The 22,841-nt window shown below is 65.1% G+C and carries 17 protein-coding genes and 1 tRNA gene; 7 read left to right on the top strand and 11 right to left on the bottom strand.

The genetic code is table 11. The features are described 5' to 3' along the window. Positions 1-255 precede the first annotated feature (255 nt). Entirely contained in the window at positions 256-912 is a 657-nt protein-coding gene (locus AB8808_RS19550; RefSeq protein WP_369931178.1) for an outer membrane beta-barrel protein, read from the bottom strand. A 413-nt stretch (positions 913-1,325) separates the two neighbouring features. On the opposite strand from AB8808_RS19550, the gene AB8808_RS19545 reads away from it, so the two are divergent. The 4 genes from AB8808_RS19545 (at position 1,326) to AB8808_RS19530 (ending at position 8,612) form a co-directional block, all read left to right on the top strand. Beyond that, on the top strand, positions 1,326-4,622 hold the full coding sequence (locus AB8808_RS19545) for a TonB-dependent receptor (protein ID WP_369931177.1): 3,297 nt from the start codon (positions 1,326-1,328) through the stop codon (positions 4,620-4,622). An 82-nt stretch (positions 4,623-4,704) separates the two neighbouring features. Then, entirely contained in the window at positions 4,705-5,412 is a 708-nt protein-coding gene (locus AB8808_RS19540) for a glutathione S-transferase N-terminal domain-containing protein (protein ID WP_369931176.1), read from the top strand. A gap of 124 nt (positions 5,413-5,536) precedes the next feature. Continuing rightward, on the top strand, positions 5,537-7,432 hold the full coding sequence (locus tag AB8808_RS19535) for a M61 family metallopeptidase (RefSeq protein WP_369931175.1): 1,896 nt from the start codon (positions 5,537-5,539) through the stop codon (positions 7,430-7,432). Positions 7,433-7,655: 223 nt separating this feature from the next. Further along, on the top strand, positions 7,656-8,612 hold the full coding sequence (locus AB8808_RS19530) for a hypothetical protein (RefSeq protein ID WP_369931174.1): 957 nt from the start codon (positions 7,656-7,658) through the stop codon (positions 8,610-8,612). Here AB8808_RS19530 and AB8808_RS19525 read toward each other — a convergent pair. Next, entirely contained in the window at positions 8,600-9,814 is a 1,215-nt protein-coding gene (locus AB8808_RS19525) for an acyltransferase family protein (protein WP_369931173.1), read from the bottom strand. The two genes, AB8808_RS19530 and AB8808_RS19525, sit on opposite strands and share 13 nt — an antisense overlap. Positions 9,815-9,981: 167 nt before the next feature. Between AB8808_RS19525 and AB8808_RS19520 the strand changes: the two genes are divergently transcribed. Next, on the top strand, positions 9,982-10,899 hold the full coding sequence (locus AB8808_RS19520) for a LytTR family DNA-binding domain-containing protein (protein ID WP_369931172.1): 918 nt from the start codon (positions 9,982-9,984) through the stop codon (positions 10,897-10,899). A 43-nt stretch (positions 10,900-10,942) separates the two neighbouring features. Further along, positions 10,943-11,019 (top strand) — tRNA-Arg (locus AB8808_RS19515). 7 nt (positions 11,020-11,026) lie between these two features. Here AB8808_RS19515 and AB8808_RS19510 read toward each other — a convergent pair. The 6 genes from AB8808_RS19510 to AB8808_RS19485 form a co-directional block, all read right to left on the bottom strand. Beyond that, positions 11,027-11,524 (bottom strand): DUF4142 domain-containing protein, encoded by a 498-nt coding sequence (locus AB8808_RS19510; protein ID WP_369931171.1) that lies wholly within the window; start codon positions 11,522-11,524, stop codon positions 11,027-11,029. Between the two features lie 106 nt (positions 11,525-11,630). After that, positions 11,631-11,804 (bottom strand): DUF1328 domain-containing protein, encoded by a 174-nt coding sequence (locus AB8808_RS19505; RefSeq protein ID WP_036139180.1) that lies wholly within the window; start codon positions 11,802-11,804, stop codon positions 11,631-11,633. A gap of 213 nt (positions 11,805-12,017) precedes the next feature. Further along, the gene (locus tag AB8808_RS19500) at positions 12,018-12,608 is read right to left on the bottom strand and encodes a hypothetical protein (protein WP_369931170.1); all 591 of its coding nucleotides are present in this window, start codon (positions 12,606-12,608) and stop codon (positions 12,018-12,020) included. 131 nt (positions 12,609-12,739) lie between these two features. Continuing rightward, positions 12,740-13,570, bottom strand: coding sequence for an NADPH-dependent 7-cyano-7-deazaguanine reductase QueF (queF, locus tag AB8808_RS19495; protein WP_369931169.1), 831 nt, complete (start codon positions 13,568-13,570; stop codon positions 12,740-12,742). An 85-nt stretch (positions 13,571-13,655) separates the two neighbouring features. After that, complete coding sequence (locus AB8808_RS19490) at positions 13,656-14,648, bottom strand: aldo/keto reductase (protein WP_369931168.1); 993 nt, start codon at positions 14,646-14,648, stop codon at positions 13,656-13,658. Next, the gene (locus AB8808_RS19485) at positions 14,645-15,070 is read right to left on the bottom strand and encodes a MerR family transcriptional regulator (protein ID WP_369931167.1); all 426 of its coding nucleotides are present in this window, start codon (positions 15,068-15,070) and stop codon (positions 14,645-14,647) included. The genes AB8808_RS19490 and AB8808_RS19485 overlap by 4 nt, the downstream gene beginning before the upstream one ends. 228 nt (positions 15,071-15,298) lie before the next feature. Between AB8808_RS19485 and AB8808_RS19480 the strand changes: the two genes are divergently transcribed. Continuing rightward, entirely contained in the window at positions 15,299-18,274 is a 2,976-nt protein-coding gene (locus AB8808_RS19480; RefSeq protein ID WP_369931166.1) for a TonB-dependent receptor plug domain-containing protein, read from the top strand. Between the two features lie 54 nt (positions 18,275-18,328). On the opposite strand, the gene AB8808_RS19475 is transcribed toward AB8808_RS19480, so the two are convergent. The 3 genes from AB8808_RS19475 to AB8808_RS19465 all read right to left on the bottom strand — a co-directional run bounded on the left by AB8808_RS19475 (position 18,329) and on the right by AB8808_RS19465 (position 22,792). Beyond that, entirely contained in the window at positions 18,329-18,733 is a 405-nt protein-coding gene (locus AB8808_RS19475) for an acyl-CoA thioesterase (RefSeq protein WP_369931165.1), read from the bottom strand. Between the two features lie 333 nt (positions 18,734-19,066). Further along, on the bottom strand, positions 19,067-20,095 hold the full coding sequence (locus AB8808_RS19470) for a ribonucleotide-diphosphate reductase subunit beta (protein WP_369931164.1): 1,029 nt from the start codon (positions 20,093-20,095) through the stop codon (positions 19,067-19,069). Positions 20,096-20,272: 177 nt separating this feature from the next. Further along, complete coding sequence (locus tag AB8808_RS19465; RefSeq protein ID WP_369931163.1) at positions 20,273-22,792, bottom strand: ribonucleoside-diphosphate reductase subunit alpha; 2,520 nt, start codon at positions 22,790-22,792, stop codon at positions 20,273-20,275. Positions 22,793-22,841 lie beyond the last annotated feature (49 nt).

Below are 22,841 nucleotides of genomic sequence, written 5' to 3'. Positions count from 1 at the left end.
TAACGCCGTGCCGGCCGACATCTGCAGGTGCCGGGGGACATGACGATCCGCTATGGACCGCGCGCGGGCGCGGTGCTTCCGTTCTGTCGAAACAGGGTGCTGCGGCGCAGCACTTGCTATCGGTTATACGGAAAAAACAAGCCGATGTATAGAGGTTTAGACGTCCGCTTCGCCATTTATTTACGAGGAGAATTCCTAGGAATCGCCGTGCATTCCCAGGAATTCTCTGGCATCTCGGGTCGGTCGGGGCGCCGGTCATAAGCTCAGGGAAGCGGCGGTTCCGTAGGTGTTGACGCCGATGTCGCTAGTCCGAGGCGCCAGGCCCAGTCCGGTCAGCGCGTAGTGCGTGACGTTCACCGATACGTTGATATGCGGGCTGATGGCGTAGCCGACGCCCACCCCGAGGTAGAGCGAGCCACGCGAGGTATGGCTCCAGTACCGGCTGCTACCCTGACTGGCGAGGATCTGCGATCGATACACCGTATCGGTGCGCGCCAGGCCCGCGCGGCCGGTAAGCGACCACTCCGGCGTCCATTGCCATCGGATAGTGCCGCCCAGTGTCCACGCATGGCCTTCGAGAGAGCTGCGGTGGGTGTAGGCCTGTGGTTTGCCGGGAGCGTAGACGAACGTGCCGCGCTTGCGATGGCGTACGGTGCCGAGGTCCACGTAGCCGAATTCCACGCCCGCCGCGGTGTTGTCGCTGATCGGCCAGCGATAGCCCCCCGTGAGTGAATACGACATGGCCGACTTGCCGTCGTATGCGCGCGCTGATAAGCCATAAACGGCCTTGCCTGCGCCGAGTTCGAGGAAGGGGCCGGAGGACGTCGATGGGGAGGGTGCGACGGCCACGGCGGCCGTCGAGGCGAAAAGAAACGAAGCGGCCGTGGCCGCCTTGAGCAAGGCCTTTTGCATGGAACATCCTTTTTTGACTGCGGGTTAAGCGCCGGAGCGGTCGTCTCCGGCGGTAGAAAGTCTAGGCAATCGCGTGTGCCTTGCACGGCTTGCGGCGTGGCGGGGCGGGCCTGCCGTGCGACTGCACGGCAAGGGAAATCATGTGGTGGCGGGCACTTGCAAGGCGCGAACGATCTGTCGCGGGAGAACGCCTGCATGACGCCTTGGCGTCCACCTGATCCGTTGCAGGAGATGACTTACGCCGCGGGTCGGTCTGGCTCCCACGAAACGCTCGCGATCGACGCATCGCAGCGGTCCGGACTGCTCGCCAGCGCACAGTTCCCCTGTCGTTTTTCCGTCATGCTCGCTCGCTAAGGTGCGCAGTCCGTTCCGGGACCGGAACACGGCATTGATGCCAGATCAAGGGGAAAGACATGCAGGGACCTATCGCACGGCGCTGGCTGTGCGTCGCCATCGCTTCGCTGCTCGCGGCCAGCACGGCGCACGCGCAGAACACGTCGTCGTCCATGAGTGGCAGGGTACTGACCGCCGACGGCGCACCCGCCGCGGGCGTCACGGTGCAGATCGTGCACGTGCCCTCGGGCACCACGCGCGTGGTCACCACCGATGCGGACGGCCGTTACAAGGCGCAGGGCCTGCGCGTCGGTGGTCCGTTCGATGTCACCGCTACCACTGCGGCGGGCTCGGCAGAACGTGACGGGGTGTTCCTGCAGCTGGCGCAGGACACCAGCCTGGACCTGGCGGTGGCCGCATCGACCGGTGCCGCCGCCACGCAGATGGAAGGCGTGCAGGTGCATGCCAACGCCTCCGACGTGGCCATGGCGCAGATCTTCCAGCCGGACAACAAGGGCATGGGCACGCAGGTGTCGCAGCAGCAGCTGAAGATGCTGCCGGTGCCGAACCGGTCCATCCAGGACATCGCCCGCCTCAATCCCGCGATCACCATCACCAACAAGAGCAAGGGCGAGATCTCGGCGCTGGGCCAGAACAGCCGCTACAACAACATCACGATCGACTCCGTGCCCACCAACGACTCGTTCGGGCTGGAAGACAACGGCCTGCCCGCGCTGAACCAGCCGGTGTCGCTGGATGCCATCGAGGCGTACAACATCTCGACCGCCAACTACGATGTGGCCAACAAGCGCGCGGTCGGCGCCAATATCAACATCGTTACCAAGAGCGGCACCAACGACTTCCACGGTTCCACGTACTACGTCTATCGCAACGCCTCCGACATGGTGGGCGATGATCGCGCAGGCAACGCGTTCAAGGGTTACACCCGCCAGTGGACGGGCGGCGCGACCTTCAGCGGCCCGATCGTCAAGGACAAGCTGTTCTTCTTCGTCAGCCTGGAAAAATCGAAGACCGTGGCGCCGGCCCCCGACTTCGGTGCCATCGGCTCGGGCAAGGGCAACATCATCCCGATCAGCCAGGCCGACCTGGATCGCATCACCAGCATCGCGTCGGGCCTGGGCATGACCCCCGGCAGCACCACCGCCGCCGGCGCGGACCAGCAGGAGAAGCGCGGCCTGTTCAAGCTGGACTGGAACATCGCCGACGGCCACCGCGTCAGCCTGCGCTACGACAAGACCAAGAGCGAACAGCCCAACCTCAACGGCTACAGCACGTCGTCCACCTCGCCCAGCCTCAGTCTGTCGAGCTACTGGTTCGACAAGCACCGCGAGAACTCGCAGTGGGTGCTCAACGGGTACGACGACTGGACCGACTCGTTCTCCACCGAGGCGTCGTTCTCGTATTCCAAGTACGACGCCACGCCCTCGGTGCAGACGCAGCAACCGCAGGTGAAGGTGTACACCAACGGTGTGGTCACCGGCAGCACGATCACGGGCCCGTTCGTCAACCTGGGCGAAGAGGAATTCCGCCACTACAACATCCTCGGTATCCGCTCGTACAACGGCTTCTTCGCCGGCACGTGGAACGTCGGCGATCATTCGGTGAAGGCCGGCGTGGATTACCAGCGCGACGAGTTCTACAACCTGTTCGGTCGTACCGAGTTCGGTGCTTACGTGTTCCCCAGCATCGACGCGTTCGCCAACCGCAACTACTTCAGCTACTCGGTCTACCGTCCCACCGACGGCAACCTCGACAGTATCGCCGCGAAGTGGGATCTCACGCAGTGGGGTTTCTTCGCCCAGGACACCTGGCAGCTCGGTAACCTGTCGCTGCAGTACGGCCTGCGCTACGACCTGCCCAAGGTCAGCAGCGCGCCGCTGGCCAACCCCACGTTCAACGCGGCGTATCCGGGCTATCCCAACAACGCGACCATCGACGGCAATGGCGTGCTCGAGCCGCGCGCGTCGTTCAACTACGCCTTCGATACCGAGCGGGCCACGCAGCTTCGCGGCGGCATCGGCCTCTCGGAAGGCGCACCGCCGGGCGTGTGGCTGTCCAATCCGTACACCAACAACGGCCGCTCGCTGACCAGTTACTCGGCGTCCAACGGTACGGGCTTCACCGCCGACCCCAACAACCCGCTGATTCCCGCTGGTGCGCGCCGTGGCGGCTCACCGGAGGTGGATGTCACCGATGGCGGCTTCAGGATGCCCACGGTGTGGAAGGCCAGCCTGGGCTTCGACCACCAGTTGCCCTGGTCCAACCTGGTGTTGACGGCTGAGGTCGAGCACCTGGAAACCAAGGATGCGGTGCGCTTCCAGGACCTGAACCTCGGTGCCGTGACCGGCCAGCTTCCGGATGGGCGCGCCAGCTACTGGACCACCACCGACCCGCGTGCGTTCCGCAGCGTCGGCAAGACGGCGAGCGGCCAGAACATCTGTGCCACCGCCAACGGCGTGTGTGCGGCGCCGCGCGCCAACCGCGATCCGCGCTTCGGCAACGTCATCTACCTCAGCAACACCAGCAAGGGCCAGGCCAGCTACGGCACACTGCAGTTGTCCAAGCCGTTCACCGCCGACTCCGACTGGTCGGGTTCGGTGGGCTTCGTCTTCGGCAGTTCGAAGGACGTCAGTTCGGGTAACGAGAAAGTGGCGGCCAGCACCTGGGCCAACGACGCCGTGTTCAACCCCAACGCCGACGCCACGGGCCACAGTAACTTCGAGGTCAGCCGCCGCATCATCGCGTCGCTGAGCTGGCAGCATCGCTTCTTCGGCGATTACACCACCTCCGTCTCGGCGTTCTATGACGGACACACCGGGCAGCCGTACAGCTGGGTGTTCGGCAACGACGTCAGCGGCATCGCCGCCACGGGCACGTCGGCGCCGCTGGGCCTGGCCTACATTCCCAAGCCCGGCGACGTGCTGTTCCAGGCCGGCACCCGCCAGGCCACGATCGACCAGTTCTATGCGTACATGGGCAACAACAGCTACCTGAAGGGACGCGAGGGCAGCGTGGCCGAGCGCAACGGCGCGCATTCGCCGTGGGTCAACGAGGTGGACCTGGCCATCCGGCAGGAGATCCCGGGCCTGTTCAAGGGCAACAAGGGCGAGCTGCGGCTGGACGTGTTCAATCTCACCAACATGATCAACAAGCGTTGGGGCCAGGTGCGTGACATCGCCTACCCGTACAACCGCAGCCTGGCCAATTTCGCGGGTGTCGATCCGGTGAGCGGCAAGTACGTCTACGCGCTGCCGGTCGATGCCAGGGGTAATTACAACCCCGGCGCCTTCGTCCGCGAGGACGATCGCGCGCAGTCGCGCTGGTCGCTGCAACTGACGGCCCGCTACACGTTCTGATCGACAGGGGGTGGCGCGGCCGGCATTGAAATCGGCTGTCGCCACCCCCTACCTTCAGGGCATCCCGCCTGGAGGAAGCCCCATGTCCGATCTGTCCGCGTTTCCGATCACCACCCGTTGGCCGGCGCAGCATCCCGACCGCATCCAGCTGTATTCGCTGCCCACGCCCAACGGCGTCAAGGTGTCGATCATGCTGGAGGAGCTGGGCCTGCCGTACGAAGTGCATCTCGTCGACATCATGAAGAACGAGAGCAAGCTGCCCGAGTTCGAGTCGCTCAACCCGAACGGCAAGATCCCCGCCATGATCGACCCGGACGGCCCCGGCGGCAGGCCGCTGGCCCTGTCCGAGTCCGGCGCCATGCTGCTTTACCTCGCGGAGAAGACCGGCCGCTTCCTGCCGCAGGATCCTGCGAAGCGCTGGGAGACGATCCAGTGGTTGTTCTTCCAGATGGGCGGCATCGGCCCGATGTTCGGCCAGGTGGGCTTCTTCCATAAGTTCGCCGGCCGCGAGTACGAGGACAAGCGCCCGCTGGAGCGCTATGTCGCCGAAGCGAAGCGCCTGCTCGGCGTGCTCGATCGCCAGCTCGACGGCAAGGCATGGATCGTCGGCGACGAATACACCATCGCCGATATCGCCACGCTCGGCTGGGTGAACACGCTGCTGACCTTCTACGGCGCCCGTGAGCTGGTCGGTTTCGACGACTTCGCCAACGTCGCCGACTGGCTGGAACGGGGCATGTCCCGTCCCGGCGTGGAGCGTGGGCTGAAGATTCCCGCCCGGCAACCGTGACCTCTGGCATAGGGCGCTCCCGGGGATGCCGTTTAGCATCGAGGGCTTGCGCGGACCCCAGGGGACCGCGCCGACCCGCTCGCAGGGATGGCAGGGCGACCCACACGCTCCACGGGAGAATGCATTGAAATCCACGATCCTCGCCTCCGCGCTGCTGGCCGCCCTGGCCAGCGTCGGCGCCACCGCCGTCCGCGCAGACGATGTGCCGCCGCCGGCCGACGTTGCGTTCGACGGCACGCTCAAGCTTGTCGTCGACGCCACCGACACCGACCACCGTATCTTCCGGGTCAAGGAATCGATTCCGGCCAAGGCCGGTCCGCTGACCCTGCTGTTCCCCGAGTGGATCCCGGGCCATCACTCGCCCACGGGCCCGATCGACCAGTTCGCCGGTCTCGTCGTCACCGCCGGCGGCAAGCGCCTGGCGTGGAAGCGCGACGAATTCAACGTCTACGCGTTCCGCGTGGATGTGCCGGCCGGTGCGTCGTCGGTGGATGTCGAGTTCCAGACGCTCACCCCGCAGGACACGCGCCAGGGTCGGATCGTCATGACCCCCGACATCGTCAACGTGCAGTGGAACCAGGTGTCGCTGTATCCGGCGGGCTATCGCGCGGATCGCATCCCGGTCGATGCCTCGGTGAAGCTCCCCGCCGGCTTCCAGTACGGTTCCGCACTGGAGCAGGCGAGCAAGAGCGGCGACACGGTCACCTTCAAGACGATCGACTACGACGACCTGGTCGATTCGCCGGTGTTCGCGGGCCGCTACTTCAAGCGCGTGGACCTGGATCCCAACGGTCGCTCGCCGGTGCACCTGAACATCGTGGCCGACAGCGCCAAGGCGCTGGAAATCACGCCCCAGGGGCTCGAGGCGCACCGCAAGCTCGTCCAGCAGATGGACAAGCTGTACGGCGCGCGCCACTACAACCACTACGACTTCCTTCTGGCGCTGAGCGACAAGCTGGGCGGCATCGGCCTGGAACATCACCGCTCCTCCGAGAACAGCGCCGATCCCAACTACTTCACCGAGTGGGACAAGAGCTGGCTTGGCCGCGACCTGCTTTCGCACGAGTACAACCACTCGTGGGACGGCAAGTACCGTCGCGGTGCCGATCTGTCCACCGCCAGCTTCAACGTGCCCATGGGCGACAGCCTGCTGTGGGTCTATGAAGGCCAGACCCAGTTCTGGGGCAATGTCGTGGCCGCCCGTTCCGGCCTGGTCTCGCAGGACCAGGCGCGCGACCTGCTCGCCATGGTCGCGGCCACCTACGACAAGAACCGTCCGGGCCTGTCCTGGCGCAGCATCGGCGACACCACCAACGATCCGACCATCGCCCAGCGTCGTCCGCTCTCGTACCGCAACTACCAGATGAGCGAAGACTATTACTCGGGTGGCCAGATGGTGTGGCTGGACGTGGACACCAAGCTGCGTGAGCTGACCAAGAACAAGCGCAACCTCGACGATTTCGCCAAGGCGTTCTTCGGCATGAAGGACGGCGACTGGAAGGTCAACCCGTACACCTTCGAGGATGTGGTCTCCACCCTCAACGGCATCGCGCCGATGGACTGGGCCAGCTACCTGCACGAGCGCATCGACGGCAACCGCAACGACCTGGAAGGCATCGAGCGCGGCGGCTGGAAGCTGGTCTACAACGACAAGCCCTCCGAAGCGGTCAAGGCGTACGAGTCGCGTCGCCATTTCACCGACATGACCTACTCGGCCGGCTTCGCCGTGTCGTCCAAGGGCGATATCTCCGACGTGCGCTGGGACGGTCCCGCGTTCAATGCCGGCCTGTCGCCGGGCATGCACATCGTGGCCGTCAACGACAAGGAATTCGACGGCGATGCGCTGAAGGATGCCGTTACCGCCGCCAAGGGTACGTCCGCCCCGATCGAGCTGCTGGTGAAGAACTTCGACACATACAAGACGATCAAGATCGACTACCACGGTGGCCTGATGTATCCGCACCTGGAGCGCGACAAGAGCAAGCCCGACTGGCTGGGCGAACTCTACAAGACCAAGTGAACCACCGAAGGGCCCCGCAAGGGGCCCTTCTCCTTCGCGGCCCATGAATCCGCACCCCTTCGGCGACCACCCACGATTCCTCACCCCTTTGGCCGTCACACACGATTACGAACCCCTTAGGCGTAGGAGCGCACGATGTGCGCGACATTCTTTTGCCTAAGGCGGGACAAGGAGTCTATTTCTTCGATGATCAGTGCTTTAGGGAGGCGCATGCCGCAACGGCTTGTGGAAAATCCAGATTCGTCCGAGCTTTCGTTGGCTGGCGGTGCTATATCTTTCTTCAAGGGAAGAAAATGAGATCACGGATATGTCGAATAAGGATCTAGCAGATCAGCTCGCCAAGCTGTCGAAGGCTTACGACGAGCTGCGTGCCGAATGCCTTGAGGCGGCGCGATACTACAGTGAATTGATGGGTTTCGACGAGGAGCCAGAAGTTATCGCTGCATGCGCGAGCATTCCTGCTCGTGCCGAAGAATCGCCGGAAGCACTGAGCATTATGTTTGACAGTGCTTTCGATACGTTCTTCGCATTGGCAAGTCAAATCGACCGCGATAGAAATGAATGGTGCTCCGACGATCCGAGAGGTATCGAGCTTCCCGTTTATAAACCGGAAGAGGAGACGCTTAAATTCGTTTCCGAGCGTGTCGAAGCCTATCGGCCGCTGTATCGTTGGCAGGTTCACTTTGCGCGAACGCGCGCCCAGGATCGGTCCGAGGCCATGGGCTGGGCGAGTCATCCGCTATTCCGCGCGAATGCGAGGAACACCTCGATGGGTGTTGTCACTTCTGCCATGGACGATGCGCTACGCGACGGCAAGCGGCATTTCGGCGAATTCGCCACATTTGAATGGCAGCAGTTATGGCGCTTCGATACCTTTGCAGGTGATCCTTCACCGGCATGGTACAAAATCCTGGGCGTTGAGTGGGACGCCTGGGCACGTGCGGGGTCCGAGACGCATACGCGGTCCATCGACGGCCTGTTCGAGCGCACGTATGTTGACGGCGAAGGCATCGTGCAGAATGGAGCCTGCTGGGTCCGCGTCGAATTCAAAGCGTCTACGATGAAGACGGTGATGACGCTGCTCGGTCCCACACAACAGCAGGGATTCAGTCTTCAGGAAACCGACCAGTACAACGAGAAAGCCGGTAAGGAAATGCAACCCGTGCGCTATCGAAAATGATGCCGCACGACGTTCCAGGATAACGTCGGCCGGGGCGGCTTCTTCAATCCAAACAACGGTCGGATGAACGCTGCACGACGGATCACCAACTCGTGCAGCAGCGCGCAGCCCACCACCGTGCCGCCGATCACCAGTATCGGTTCTAGCCAGGCGCCCAGATCCATCGGCTTCAGCACGAACACCAGCAAGACGATGAAGCTCTGGTGCAGCATGTACCACGGGTACACCGCTTCGGTGGCGTAGGGCAGCCAGCGGAACGGGCGGTCCAGCAGCACTTTGCCCCACCCCATGATCGCCAGCAGCGCCGTCCACAGGTACAGGCTTTGCGAGCCCTCCGACACCAGGTGCCAGCACAGGTCGGGTACGCGGTAGACCCACGAATCGGCGCTGGCGACTTGCCCGGCGAGGCGCATGGCCATGTAGATCCCGATGGAGGTCAGCGCCACGACGGTCGTCGTCCGGCGCATCGACACCACGCGGGTCCAGAAGGTCGGCTCGCGGCCGAGCAGGTAGCCGGCCAGGAACACCGAGCCGTACTTGGCGTGCTGGTACCAGTCGCCGAAGAAGGCATTGGTATCCGGGAAGTGCGGCGACAACCAGAGCAGGAAGGCGAGCAGCACCGCTGCCGGTGCGCCCAGTACGACCACCGGGCGGGCTGCACAGTACGCGGCCACTGAGCGGCGGACGCCGGGATGACCGAGGAGGGGCATGGCCACCGTCAGCAGCAGCGTGTAGGCCCACAGGTAGGGCAGGTACCACAGGTGGTTCCAGGTAATGCCGTACTGCCAGCCGGTGAAGCTGTCGCGCGGCCAGGGATGCACATGCCAGTAGCTGAGCAGGAAGCTGCCGAAGCCCGGGGTCAGGTGGCCGCTGGCCACGCCCTCGCAATACGGCTGGATGGGCACGACGACGAACATGCCAAACAGAAGCGGCAGCATCAGCCGCCAGCTGCGGTCGCGGGCGAAGCGCCACAGGCGGCCGTCCGGTGCGGCCAGCGCAATGGCCATGCCCGAGATCATGAACAGCAGGCACATCCGCCAGCGATTCATGAAGATCATCGGCCACTGCAGCCACTCGGCGGTGTGGGCGCTCTTGATGTGGAAACCCCAGTCGGCCACGTAGGCCATGCCGGTGTGATAGAGGATCAGGAGCCCGAAGGCGATGACGCGCAGGGCGTCGATGTCGTGGCGGCGGGTGGTCATGGCATGGCGTCCGTGGCGATGTGCAGCCAGATTGGGGCGCGGGGCACCGCGGGGCCAGCATGATGGGTCGTAGCAGGGGCGATGAGGGACGAACGGTGGGCCCCGGGGGACGAACGGACCGTCCCTGGCGAGCTCCTTCGGCCTTCGCGGACGCTATCATCCGTCCGATGGATACAGGCCCCTCACCGCCCGGCCAGGCACTCGACCTCGCTCACCGCCGCCGTCGCGCCTTCATGACCGCCTTCTGGCTGCTGGCGTTCGGCAGCGGCGCTGTTGGCAATCTCCTGACCGGCCGGATCGACGCGGAACGCTACGGCGTCCCCGTTGTCACCTGGCAGATCGCGGTCAACGAGTTCAGCAGCATGCTCGTCTCGCTGGCCATGCTGCCCCTGCTGCTGCGTGCTTGCGATCGCTGGCCCCTGCACGCCGACACCTGGCGCCGCTACCTGCCGCTGTATGTGGCGGGGAGCTTCGTGTGGTGTGCGGGGCACATCACCGGCATGGACCTGCTGCGCTGGCTCGGGTATGCCCTGGGCGGGGCGGACTACAGCCCGGGCTCCTTGTGGACACAGGCGATCTACGAATACCTCAAGGATGTGCGCACGTTCTTCCTGATCGTGGCGGTATGTCACCTGGTGGAGTGGTTCGGCCGGCACCTCAAGGGCGAGGCCAGCCTGCTGGATGCCCCCGACGAAGGGCCGGCGGTGGAGCCGGTGGACCGGCCGGAGCGTTTCCTGGTCCGCAAGCTGGGCCGCGACTTCCTGGTTGCCACGGCGGATATCGAGTGGGCGCAGGCATCGGGCAATTACGTCAACCTGCGCGTGCGCGGTCGCGACTACCCGCTGCGGTCCACGCTGGCTGCGCTGGAGGCGAAGCTGGATCCGGCCGTGTTCATCCGCGCGCACCGCAGCTATGTCGTGCAGTTGGGGCAGGTGACCTCGATCGAACCGCTGGAGGCCGGCGAAGCCCGGTTGCACATGGCCGACGGCACCGTGTTGCCGTGCAGCCGTCGGTATCGGGAAGGCGTGCGGGCTGCTGCCGGCGGCAGCGAACCGCTGGCAGCGCGGGCCGCATCGCCAGGCTAGGCCACTCCGGCGATTCCCGCTACAATGCCCGACCGCAGCATCAGCGCCTGTAGCTCAGCCGGATAGAGTAGTGGCTTCCGAAGCCATTGGTCGGGGGTTCGAATCCCTCCAGGCGCACCATCTTCGCTCAGAACGGCGGCAAGCTTCCCGCTGACTTCTCGTGTTCCTTCAGCAGCGGAAGCTGCGCGCGCGCATAGTCGCGGATCTCCACGTCATCGCCCTTTTCGGCTTCCAGCTGGTAAAGCCCGGTGGTCTGTTTGTGGTCGCGTACCACCGCATCGGAGTAGGCACGGTCGAACGCGGCACCGTCCAGCGCCTTGATCCGGTCGATCTCCTGCTGCTGCGCTGGTTCCGGGGCGACGGCGATCTGCACGCCCTTGCTGCCGGCCAGCCTGGCCAGTGCCTCGTTGGCCCGGGTGTGGTCGGCAACCATGCTCGCCGCATAGGTTTTCACGTCCTTGGAAGACGCCTGCTCCGCCGCCAACTTGCCGAGCGCGATCTGCGTGAGGCTGGCGCTGCTGGCGCGCCGCACGAAATCGGTGTCCGCGGTCGTTGTCTTTACCGCCTGGGCGGCGGCGGTACCCGCGAGGACCAGCGTCAGCAGTGCCGTGAGGATTCGGGTCATGAGCGGTTGCCTCTGAAGGAAAGACCGATGCTTTGTCGACCTTACAAAGAACGACGCCCCGGTTTGGGGCCGGGGCGTCGTTCCTCTTGCCTGGATGTGTCGCGGCTTATATGCGCGGCCCGCGACGCAGGCCGCCGAACAGCAGCGACAGGATGAACAGGATCAGGAACACCACGAACAGGATCTTCGCGATGCTGGCAGCGCCCGCGGCGATACCGGTGAAACCGAAGATCGCGGCGATGATCGCGACGACGAAGAAGATGACGGCCCAATGCAGCATGATGGTTCTCCTGGGATGCGGGTTTCGATAAGGCGCCCCGCCGGGCGTCCATCGCCGCGTCGAGTCGGGGGCCATTCGACCACCGCGTTCCTGAAACCGATGTCTGCGACAGGTGAGTCGGGGGCTCACCGCGTCTATGCGCGGCGTACACGCAAGAAAAAAGAGAGCCGCTTGCGCGGCTCTCTTTTTCGAAGGTGCTCGGGAAAGGAAGAATTACTTCTTCTTGACCTCGAACGCCTCGTTGCCCACGGCCTGGCCGTTGAGCGAGATGGTGACCTTGTACTTGCCTTCCGGCCACTCGTTCGGATTCTGGATCTTGAACGTGGTGACGGCCGGACCATCGGTGCTGATCGACTGGCTGATGTCGCTCACCGTGGTGGCGGTCTCGCCGTCCTGGAAGGTCCACTTGGCGTTCAGCGTGGCGCCGGCGGTGGTGCCTTCGGTGGCGACCGAGGCGTAGATCGTCTTGTCGTTCGGCGCGAAGGCCGTCTTCGCCTTGGCGACCTTCTTGTCGGCGCCGACGGCGCTACCCAGGGTGACCGTGCCGACCTTCAGCGATTCGCTGGCGGCGGCGGGAGCGGCCGGGGCGGCGGCCGGCTGGGAGGCGGGCGCGGCGGCCGGAGCGGCAGCGGCGGTGGTCGACGCGGCCGGAGCCGTTGCCGGCGCGGTGGCGGCCGGGGCCGGTGCGGTGGCGGCAGCGGCCGGAGCGTTCTGCTGGTCTTCCTTCTTGCCGCAGGCGGTGAGGATCAGCAGGCCGGCAACGGTAGCCGTGCAGAGGGCGGACGAACGGAAGGAAAGCTTCATGTATGGATTCCGAGAATGACGAGTCAGGTTCGAACGGAGGCGGCGTCGGGGCCGATCCCCATGGCCGCCGCAGAGTACAGGCTACACAACTAAAGGCAAGACCAATGAAGAATGCATGAATGATGCATTCATTATTGCCGCGCGCCGCGCGGGTTGCCGGGCACGGCGTTTCGATCGGTGCTGCGGAAGGGGTTGATGTCCAGGCCGCCGCGGCGGGTGTACCGCGCGTACACGGACAAGGCGTGCGGGCCGCAACGCGCCGTCATGTCCATGAAGATGCGCTCGACGCATTGTTCGTGGAATTCCGTGTGATTGCGGAACGACACGAGGTAGCGCAGCAGGCCGGCCTGGTCGATGCGAGGGCCGCGGTAGGCGATCTGCACGCTGCCCCAGTCCGGCTGGCCCGTGACCGGGCAATTGGAACGCAGCAGGTGGGAGACGAGCACCTCGTCCACGTCGCCCTCGCCGGTGGTGGCGAGGAAATCCGCGCGCGGCGGGCCATAGCAGTCGATGTCGATGTCCAGGCTATCCAGCAGGGTGCCCTCGGGCTCGGCCAGCGCGGTGCCGTCCAGGTCGCCGGGGGCGCGCAGGATCACCTCGGCCACGCCACCGGACGCCGTCGACAGGTCGCGCTGCAGGATGCCCTGTACGGCGTGCGCGTCGGCCATGCGCTCCTGGGCGAAGCTGTTGAGGTACAGCTTGAACGACTTGGACTCGACGATGTGGGGCGTGCTTGCCGGGAAGCGAAATTCCGCAACGGCCACCACCGGCTTGCCCCGCGTATCCAGCCAGGACAGCTCGTAGCCGTTCCATACATCCACCCCGTGGAAGGGCAACGCGCCGGCGGCGATGCCGATCTCGTCGCGCTTGCCCTGGCGGGGAATGGGAAAGAGCAGGCCGGCGTCGTAGCGGTCGGCGTAGACGGTGGACTTGCCCAGGGGCGAGTGTTCGGGGGACGACATGGCGACCACGGCAGGAAACAGGCCGCCATTATAAAGGACAGCCGCCCCTGGCCCGTGCCGGCCCGCGGAGCGGCTGTCCCGCCATTCAGGCGTTGACGAACGCCATCATGCTGGTCTGGTAGCGGTCGCCCACCGCTGCGTCGGCCGGGAACACCGCATCGATCTCGGCCACCTCGTCCGCGGACAGGACCACCGCGTCGGCGGCGGCGTTTTCCTCGAGGTACTTCACGCGCTTGGTGCCGGGGATCGGCACGATGTCCTCGCCCTTGGCCAGCACCCACGCCAGGGCCAGCTGGCCTGGCGTGCAGCCCTTGTCGGCGGCGAAACGGCGCACTTTCTCGACGATGGCGAGGTTCCTGTCGAAGTTCTCGCCCATGAACCGCGGACTCTGGCGCCGGTAGTCGTCCTGGGCGAAGTCGTCGGGGCGGGTGATCGCACCGGTGAGGAAGCCCCGGCCCAGCGGGCTATAGGCCACCAGTGCGATGCCGTGCTCACGGCAGGCGGCCAGGGTGCCGGTGGTTTCCGGGTCACGCGTCCACAGCGAGTATTCGCTCTGCAACGCGGCGATCGGGTGCACGGCGGCAGCCTTGCGGATCGACTCGGCCGAGGCCTCCGACAGGCCCAGGTAACGCACCTTGCCGTCCTCGACCAGCCGCGCCATGGCGCCAACCGTCTCCTCGATGGGGACGCTGGCGTCCACGCGGTGCTGGTAGTAGAGGTCGATGTGATCGGTGTTCAGGCGGCGCAGGCTGCCTTCCACCGAGTCGCGCACGTACTCAGGCCGGCCGCTGATGCCGCGCTTGGCGGGGTCGTTCGGGTCGCGCACGATGCCGAACTTGGTCGCCAGGAACACGTCATCGCGGCGCCCCGTGAGGAAGCGGCCGATCAGTTCCTCGTTGGTGTGCGGGCCATAGGCGTCGGAGGTATCCCAGAAGGTGATGCCCAGGTCCAGCGCACGCCCCAGGGTGGCCACGGATTCCTTCTCGTCGCCCTGGCCGTAGAACTCGCTCATGCCCATGCAGCCCAGGCCCTGGGCCGAAACGTCGGGACCGTGTTTGCCAAGCTTGCGTGTCTTCATGCGTGTTTCCTTGCGGAGGGGGAGGGAATGTCTTCGGGGAACGCGGCGCCGGATTCGCCATAGGCCGAGCGATACATGGCGATCTTGATGTCCAGCCGCGCGATCGTCTCGGTCAGGGTGACCAGTTCGCCGCGCAGGAACGCGGCGTGGCGGGCGAGCAGGTCGCCGCGGCGGCGGATGCTTTCCGGGGTCTCGCCTTCGCGGCGCAGTTCGGAATACTCCTGCAGCGTCCGCATCGACATGCCGGTGGCGCGCATGTGGACGACGAAACGCAGCATGGCCAGTTCGTTCTCGCCGTAGATCCGCTGGCCGCTGCGCCGCGGTACGGGATCGATCAGGCCAATCTGCTCGTAGTAGCGGAGCGTGTGCACGGTCAGGCCGGTGGCGAGGGCTGCCTCGGCGATGGTCAGGGGAGTGGTCATGCCGAAAGCCTACGCCTTCGAGTGCACTCGAGGTCAAGCGTTCTGGCGACCACGACGAAGCCCGTGGTCCGTCTTGCTGCGCCGCAACTTGCATCGAGGGAATTTCGGCTTATAAGGCTATTCGGGCATATATGAATCACCAATCCGTATATAAACCGTCTCGCGCCCATGGGGGTTGGCGCCGGTCGGTATCCACCTGACCAAACGCTCGCACGGGGAAAACAAGGAATGAACACAGTCGGTTTGCGGCGCAGAATCGTCGCCAGTTCCATCGCGCTCGCGCTTTGGGCGCCAGCCGTTTTTGCGCAGTCGGCTACGCCGCCACCCGGCACCACCGATACGTCCGACAAGGCCGTCGAACTGAAGGCCGTCACGGTGACCGGCTCGATGATTCCCCGCGTGGAGGTGGAAGGGCCCGCGCCGGTGGTCACCATCACCGGCGAGCAGATCAAGCAGCAGGGCTACACCACGCTGTGGGAATTCCTCGACTCGTTGCCGCAGGTCGGCCAGCAGATATCCGACTCCGCGGCCTGGGGTTCCAGCTCGGTGAATGCGCGCTCGGTGAATCTTCGCGGCCTCGGCCCGGGCTTCAGCCTGCTGTTGATCGACGGCCACCGTATCGTCGATTACCCGCAGCCGTTGAACAAGCAAAGCAACTTCCAGAACTACAACAACCTCCCCACCGGCATGATCGACCATGTTGAGGTGCTCGCCTCGGGTGCCTCGTCGATCTACGGCTCGGACGCGGTGGCGGGGGTGGTCAACGTGATCCTGAAGAAAAACTACAAGGGCGACGAACTGCAGGTGACCGGCGGTGGCGCCACGCGGGGCGGACGCGCCTACGGCGACATCAATTTCTTCGGCGGCCGTTCGGGCGAAAACTGGCGCGTCGTCTACAACCTGGAGAAGTCGAACCGCACGGCCCTGTGGGGCATGGATCGGCCGTACCAGGATTCCGTCGCCGATGCGGGCTACGGCTCATGGAGCCCGGCGTCGCGCATGTTCGGCTACCAGTACGACGCTGCCGGGTCCGTCGCCCTGTCCGTCATGAACGGCAACGGCCAGTACATCGCGCCGCCCGCGGGCACGTGCGAGAAGTTCACCAACTCGCGCCTGGCCCAGTCGCATACCGTGTCCACGAACGGCACGCAGATCACCGGCGTGACGGACAACGGTTCGTACTGCGCGCAGCCGGCGCTGTTCCAGAACTGGGTACTGACGCCGGGTAGCCGCAGCAACAACGGCTACGTGTCGGGCGAATACGATTTCAGCAACGGCATGCAGCTGTACGGCTCCGCGGCCCTGTACCGAACCGTCGGCATCTCCAATACGCAGTTGAACGTGTTCGGCTCCGGACCGTTCTACGACCAGACGACAGGGCAGGTGATCAACCAGGCCATCCGCCAGTTGACCGCGCAGGAAATCGGCACCTCGGCGAACACGCACGACCGCGAGCAGAACTGGAACCTGCAGACCGGCGTGCGCGGCACCGTGTTCGACGGCAGGTTCAACTGGGACCTGAATCTCAATAGCCAGAAGTACATCGTGCGCGAAGACTTCACCGGCTATAACGCGCAGGCCATGAGCCGCTTCTTCCTCGGCCAGCAGCAAGGCACCACGGCCGACGGGCTGCCCATCTACGCGATGAACTGGCAGCAGTTCTGGAATCCCATCACGCCGCAGCAGTACAGCCAGTTCGCGGTGAACGGCGAGAACACCTCGTCGTCGTCGCTCGACCAGGCGCAGTTGCGCCTCAACGGCGACCTGTTCAAGTTTCCGTGGGTGGACGAGGCGGTGGGCTGGGCGGCGGTGCTGGAAGCGGCGCACAACACCTTCAAGCTCTCGCCCGATGCGCGTGCCCAGGACCCGGCCACGTTCCAGAACCCGTTCGGCGCCTACCTCACCGGTGGCGGCACCCGCCAGCGGTATTCGCTGGGCACGGAGTTCCGCGTGCCGTTGCTGGATTCGGTGACCTGGACGCTCTCCGGCCGCCTGGACAAGTACAACGACGCCAGCAGCGCCGATGTCGCCCGCACCTGGGGCTCAGGTATCGAATGGCGCCCGTACGACGGGCTCCTGCTGCGCGGCAGCTACGGCACCAATTTCAAGGCGCCGGACATGCAGGCCATCTACCTGACCGGCTCCACCTCGCCGGTGGGTGACTACATCGATCCGCTGCAGTGCGTAAACGCCATCAAGGCGGGACAGAACAACAGCACGTGGTGCAACCAGGTCCAGCGGCCCACCTCGCAGTACTACACGTTGTTCACCAACGGCAGCCGCCTGCTGCTGCCGCAAACCGGCCACTCGTGGACCTACGGTTTCGTGTGGCAGGTGCCGGGCGTTCAGGGCCTGTCCGTGTCGGCGGACTACTGGCACATGGGCGTGGACAACGCCATCCAGTACCTCGACCAGGGCACCGTGCTCAACGACGAGGCCGGCTGCCTGACCGGCACCAAGCCCAACGGCACGTCGGGGCTCTCACCGTATACGGCGCACGTGGCGGGTTCGGCGTATTGCCAGATGGTCACGCAGATGGTGAAGCGCGATGCCACCGGGCAGATCCTCACCGTGCAGTCCGGCCCGATCAACGAGGCCTCGCTCTACGTCGGCGGCATCGACGCGTCGATGGATTACAAGTTCCATACGGACGGCTACGGCGACTTCCGCGCGGGCATCAATTACACCGACAACCTGTCGTACAAACAGCGCGTGCTGGCCTCCGACGAGTTGCAGAACACCCGTTACCAGAACGTCGCCAGCCGGGTCACGTGGATCGGTGAATGGAACAGGGGCGCATGGAACGTGTCGATCTCCGGCACGCGTGCCGGCAGCATGCGCGCGCCGAACTACGACGGGTGCGACACGCTGCCCAACGGCATCCAGCCGGGCATGGTCACCGTGCCCAACGGGGGGCAGCAGCTGGCCACCGGCGTGTGCCAGGTCACCCAGGACGGCAACCAGGTCACCGTGGCCGACACGACCTACAAGGGCAGGACGCCCGTGTGGATCACCTGGAACGGCTCGGCCGCCGTGCAGATCAATCCCGACACGCGCCTGAAGCTGACGGTCTCGAATATCTTCAACAAGGTCGGCGCGATTCCCTACTACGCCGGCGGCTTCGAGTTCGTCACCACGGGGCAGACGGCGTCCGAGTACAACGGGCGCGAAGTGTTCCTGACGTTCGATTACAAGCTGGACTGAAAACTGCACGTCTGCCCAGGAAGCCGCCAGCGGTGCTGGCGGCTTTCCGTGTCTTCAGGGATCGGCGGTGGCGATCGGCAGCGGCGCCACCGGGGTCGGCTTGTGATCGGCATCCAGCGCGATCATGGTGAACGTGCCGCGGGTGCACAGTTCGCGCGCGCCCGTGATCAGGTCCTCGGTGTACATGGTCACGTCGATCTTCATCGAGGTGCGCCCGACCGAAACGACGGTGGCGATCAACTCCACCATCTGGCCCTTGCGCACCGGCACGTGGAAATCCACCTGTTCCGAGCGGGCGGTGACCACGATCTGCCGGGAATAGCGCGAGGCGGCGAGGAAGGCCGCCTTGTCCATCCAGGCCAGCGCCTGCCCGCCGAACAGCGTGCCCAGGTGGTTGGTATGGTCGGGGAAGACGATTTCGAGGACGCGGGCCTCGATGGGACGGTCGATCTCGGTCATGGGGGGACGGCTCCTGTTGCAATGCAACATGCATCTTACAGGACGCCCGCACGTACACGACCCGGGTGCCGCACTTACCGGATCGTTGAGGGGGCGCAGGAGCGCACGCACGTGTGCGAACCCTCAGCCTCTAACTGAGGCGAAAGAAGCCGACCGCCTGAACCAGCGAGCGTTTCCGTGCATCCGGTATTCGCTTACCAGGCTCACGGAAACGCTCGCTCGCCTGGTGCGGTATGGCATCGGTCGCCCTTGCCGTGGAGAGGGTTCGCGCACGTGCGTGCGCTCCTACACGCGCACCCGTGTCGTTGCTTTAGAGCCGCCCCGGTCGTTGGTTCAGAACGACTGGTCGAAGGCGACCTCGCCCTGCACGCCTACCTGGTACGACGACACGCGGCGCTCGAAGAAGTTGGTCAGTTCCTGGACGTCCTGCAGGTCCATGAAGTCGAACGGGTTCTTCGCGCCGTATTTCTTCGGCATGTCGAGCTGGACCAGGCGCTGGTCGGCGCAATACTCGAGGTACTGGCGCATGTCGGTGACGGACAGGCCGGCCACGCCGCCGGAGAGCACATCCGCCGCGAACTGTGTCTCGCAGGCAATGGCGTCTTCCAGCATGGCTTCCACTTCCTGGCGCATCTGGTCGTCGAAGAGGTCGGGCTCCTGCTCGCGCACGGTGCGCACCACCTCGAACGCGAAGGCCATGTGGCCCGACTCGTCGCGGAACACCCAGTTGGTACCCGAGGCCAGGCCGTGCAGCAGGCCACGCGAGCGCAGGTAGTACACGTAGGCGAAGGCGGCGAAGAAGAACAGTCCCTCGATGCAGGCCGCGAAGCAGATCAGGTTGAGCAGGAACTGGCGGCGATGCTCGCGCGTTTCCAGGCGGTTCAAGTTCTGGATCGAGTCGATCCACTTGAAGCAGAACTCGCCCTTCTGGCGGATCGAGGGAATGCTCTGGATCGCGTCGAAGGCCTTGTTGCGCTCGTTCGGCTCCGGAATGTACGTGTCCAGCAGCGTGAGGTAGAACTGCACGTGCAGCGCTTCCTCGTACAGCTGGCGTGAGAGGTACATGCGCGCCTCGGGCGAATTCACGTGCTGGTACAGGTTCAGCACCAGGTTGTTCGACACGATGGTGTCGCCCGTGGCGAAGAAGGCCACCAGGCGATGGATCAGGTGCCGATCGGCGTCCGACATCTTCGACTTCAGGTCGCTGGTATCGAGCGAGAAGTCGACTTCTTCCACCGTCCACGTGTTGCGGATGGCCGAGCGGTACATCTCGTAGAACTGCGGGTACTTCATCGGCCGCAGGGTGAGCTCGAAACCGGGATCGAGGATGTGGGTGTCGCGAGCGACGGGCAAAGCGGACATCGGGTGTACCTCAGAAGATGATCGCCCCCGGCACGCTCGTGCCAGGGCGGGTAGGAGCGCACGCTGTGCGCGAAAAGCCAACAAGGCGGTGTTGCCGCCTGATCCAGAGCAGCGTTACCGCTTTATCGCTTTGTTGGTTTTTCGCGCACAGCGTGCGCTCCTACATGGGTTGTCTGGTTACTGGCAGGCTTCGCAGTATTCAGGGTTCTCGAGCGAGCAGAACACCGCGGCTTCGGCCTGTTCCTGCGCATCGGCTACCGCCGGCGCACCGGCCGTGGGCAGCGCGGCCGACGACGAGCTGACCGTGGTCTTGGTGATGCGGGTGGCGGGACGCGAACGCAGGTAGTACGTCGTCTTGATGCCGGACTTCCAGGCGTACATGTACATGGACGACAGCTGGCCGATGTTCGGGTTTTCCATGAACAGGTTCAGCGACTGGCTCTGGTCGATGTAGGCGCCGCGGGAGGCGGCCAGGTCGATCAGGGCCTTCTGCGGCAGTTCCCACGTGGTGCGATACACCTCGCGCAGCGCGGCCGGGATGGACGTGATGCCCTGGACGGAGCCTTCGGCGAGCTTGATCTGGTCGCGCACTTCGGCGGTCCACAGGCCCAGCGTCTTCAGCTCGTCCACCAGGTAACGGTTCACCACCAGGAAATCGCCCGAGAGCGTCTCGCGCTTGAACAGGTTGGACACCTGCGGCTCGATGCACTCGTAGCAGCCGGCGATCGAGGCGATGGTGGCGGTCGGCGCGATGGCGATGACCAGCGAATTGCGCAGGCCCTTCGCCTTGATCTTCTCGCGCAGTTCGGCCCAGCGGCCGTCGACGTCGGTCGGCGTGGCGGCAGGCCAGTAGTCGAACTGCAGCTCGCCGTTGGCGGCGCGGGTTTCCTCGAAGCCCGGGTGGGCACCGTCGCGCTCGGCGATCTCGTTGGACATCGACAGCGCGTGGAAGTAGATCTCTTCCTGGATGCGCGACGACAGCTTCAGCGCTTCCACGGAGTCGAAGGGCAGGCGGAGCTTGAAGAAGACGTCCTGCAGGCCCATGACGCCAAGCCCAACCGGACGCCACTTCATGTTCGCCGTCTTCGCCGTGGCGATCGGATAGAAGTTGAGGTCGATCACGCGGTTCAGCTGGCGAACGGCGGTACGCACCGTGGTGGCGAGCTTGTCGTAATCGAACTGGCCGTCCACCACGTGGCGTGCCAGGTTCACCGAACCCAGGTTGCACACGGCGGTTTCGCCCTCGGAGGTGACTTCGAGGATCTCGGTGCACAGGTTGGACAGGTGGATGACGTTTTCCGGACGCGCGGTCTGGTTGCTGGTGGCGTTGGAACGATCCTTGAACGTCATCCAGCCGTTGCCGGTCTGCGCCAGCGAACGCAGCATGCGGGCATACAGCTCGCGCGCCTTGATCGACTTGACGGCCAGGCCCTCGGCCTCGGCCTTCTCGTAGGCGGCGTCGAAGGTGGCGCCCCAGGTGTCGACGAAGTGCGGCACGATCTTCGGGTCGAACAGCGACCAGTCGCCGTCGGTCTCGACGCGGCGCATGAACAGATCCGGCACCCAGTTGGCCAGGTTGAGGTTGTGCGTGCGGCGCGCGTCGTCGCCGGTGTTCTCACGCAGCTCGAGGAATTCCTCGATATCCGCATGCCAGCTTTCCAGGTACACGCAGGCGGCGCCCTTGCGCTTGCCGCCCTGGTTCACCGCGGCCACCGACGCATCCAGGGTCTTCAGCCACGGCACCAGGCCGTTGGAATGACCGTTGGTGCCCTTGATCAGCGAGCCGCGCGAGCGGATACGCGAATAGGCCAGGCCGATGCCGCCGGCGAACTTGGACAGCTGGGCCACGTCGCCGTACTTGGCGTAGATCGACTCCAGCGCATCCTGCGGCGAGTCCAGCAGGAAGCACGATGACAGCTGCTCGTGCGCCGTGCCGGCGTTGAACAGGGTGGGCGAGCTGGCCAGGTATTCCAGCGACGACAGCATGCGATACAGCTCGAGCGTCTCGGCCACGTCGTTGCCGCCGAGCGCGCAAGCGATGCGCATGAAGAAGTACTGCGGCGTCTCGATGACGAAGCGCCGGGTCGGGTGGCGCAGCAGGTAGCGGTCGTAGACCGTGCGCAGGCCGAAGTATTCGAAGCGGCGCGAGCCGGTGGTGTCGATGGCATCGTTGAGCTTGCGTGCGTTGACCAGCACGAAGTCGCGCAGGCGCTCGTTGAGGATGCCCAGCTCGAAGCCGGTGCTGATCGACTGCGAGAACGACTGGATGTCCTGGCCGGACACTTCCTTGTCGACGAAGGCGGCCAGCAGGCGCGCGGCCAGCTGGCCGTACTCCGGTTCCTCGGCGGTGAGCGCCGCGGAGGTGCGGATCGACAGCTGGTCCAGCTCCTGGGTGGTGGCGCCGTCGTACAGGCCGCCGATGGTCTTCAGCGCCACGCGCATCGGGTCTACCGCGAACAGGCCATCGGCGCTGCGGGTCACCGCGCGCACGATCTTGTTCACGTCGACGGCTTCCTGGCCGCCGTTGCGCTTGGTGACGCGCATCTGGCCGGGGTTGTGCGGCGGGGTCAGGGCGAACGCCGGCGGCGGCTCGTTGCGGTAGCCGGCAGCGGGTGCCTTGTCCGCCGGGGCGGAGGAGGTGACGGCCGTATCGGCTGCTTCGGTGCGCTCGCGCGCGGCGGATTCCATCGTGGTCATGTAAGGCGTGCCCCAGGGCTCGGTTCAAACTCCCGTTCCCTCGGACGGG

The organism is Xanthomonas sp. NCPPB 2632 (genome assembly GCF_041228075.2).
Taxonomy (GTDB): Bacteria; Pseudomonadota; Gammaproteobacteria; order Xanthomonadales; family Rhodanobacteraceae; genus Luteibacter.
This window is presented reverse-complemented; position numbering and strand designations above follow the sequence as displayed.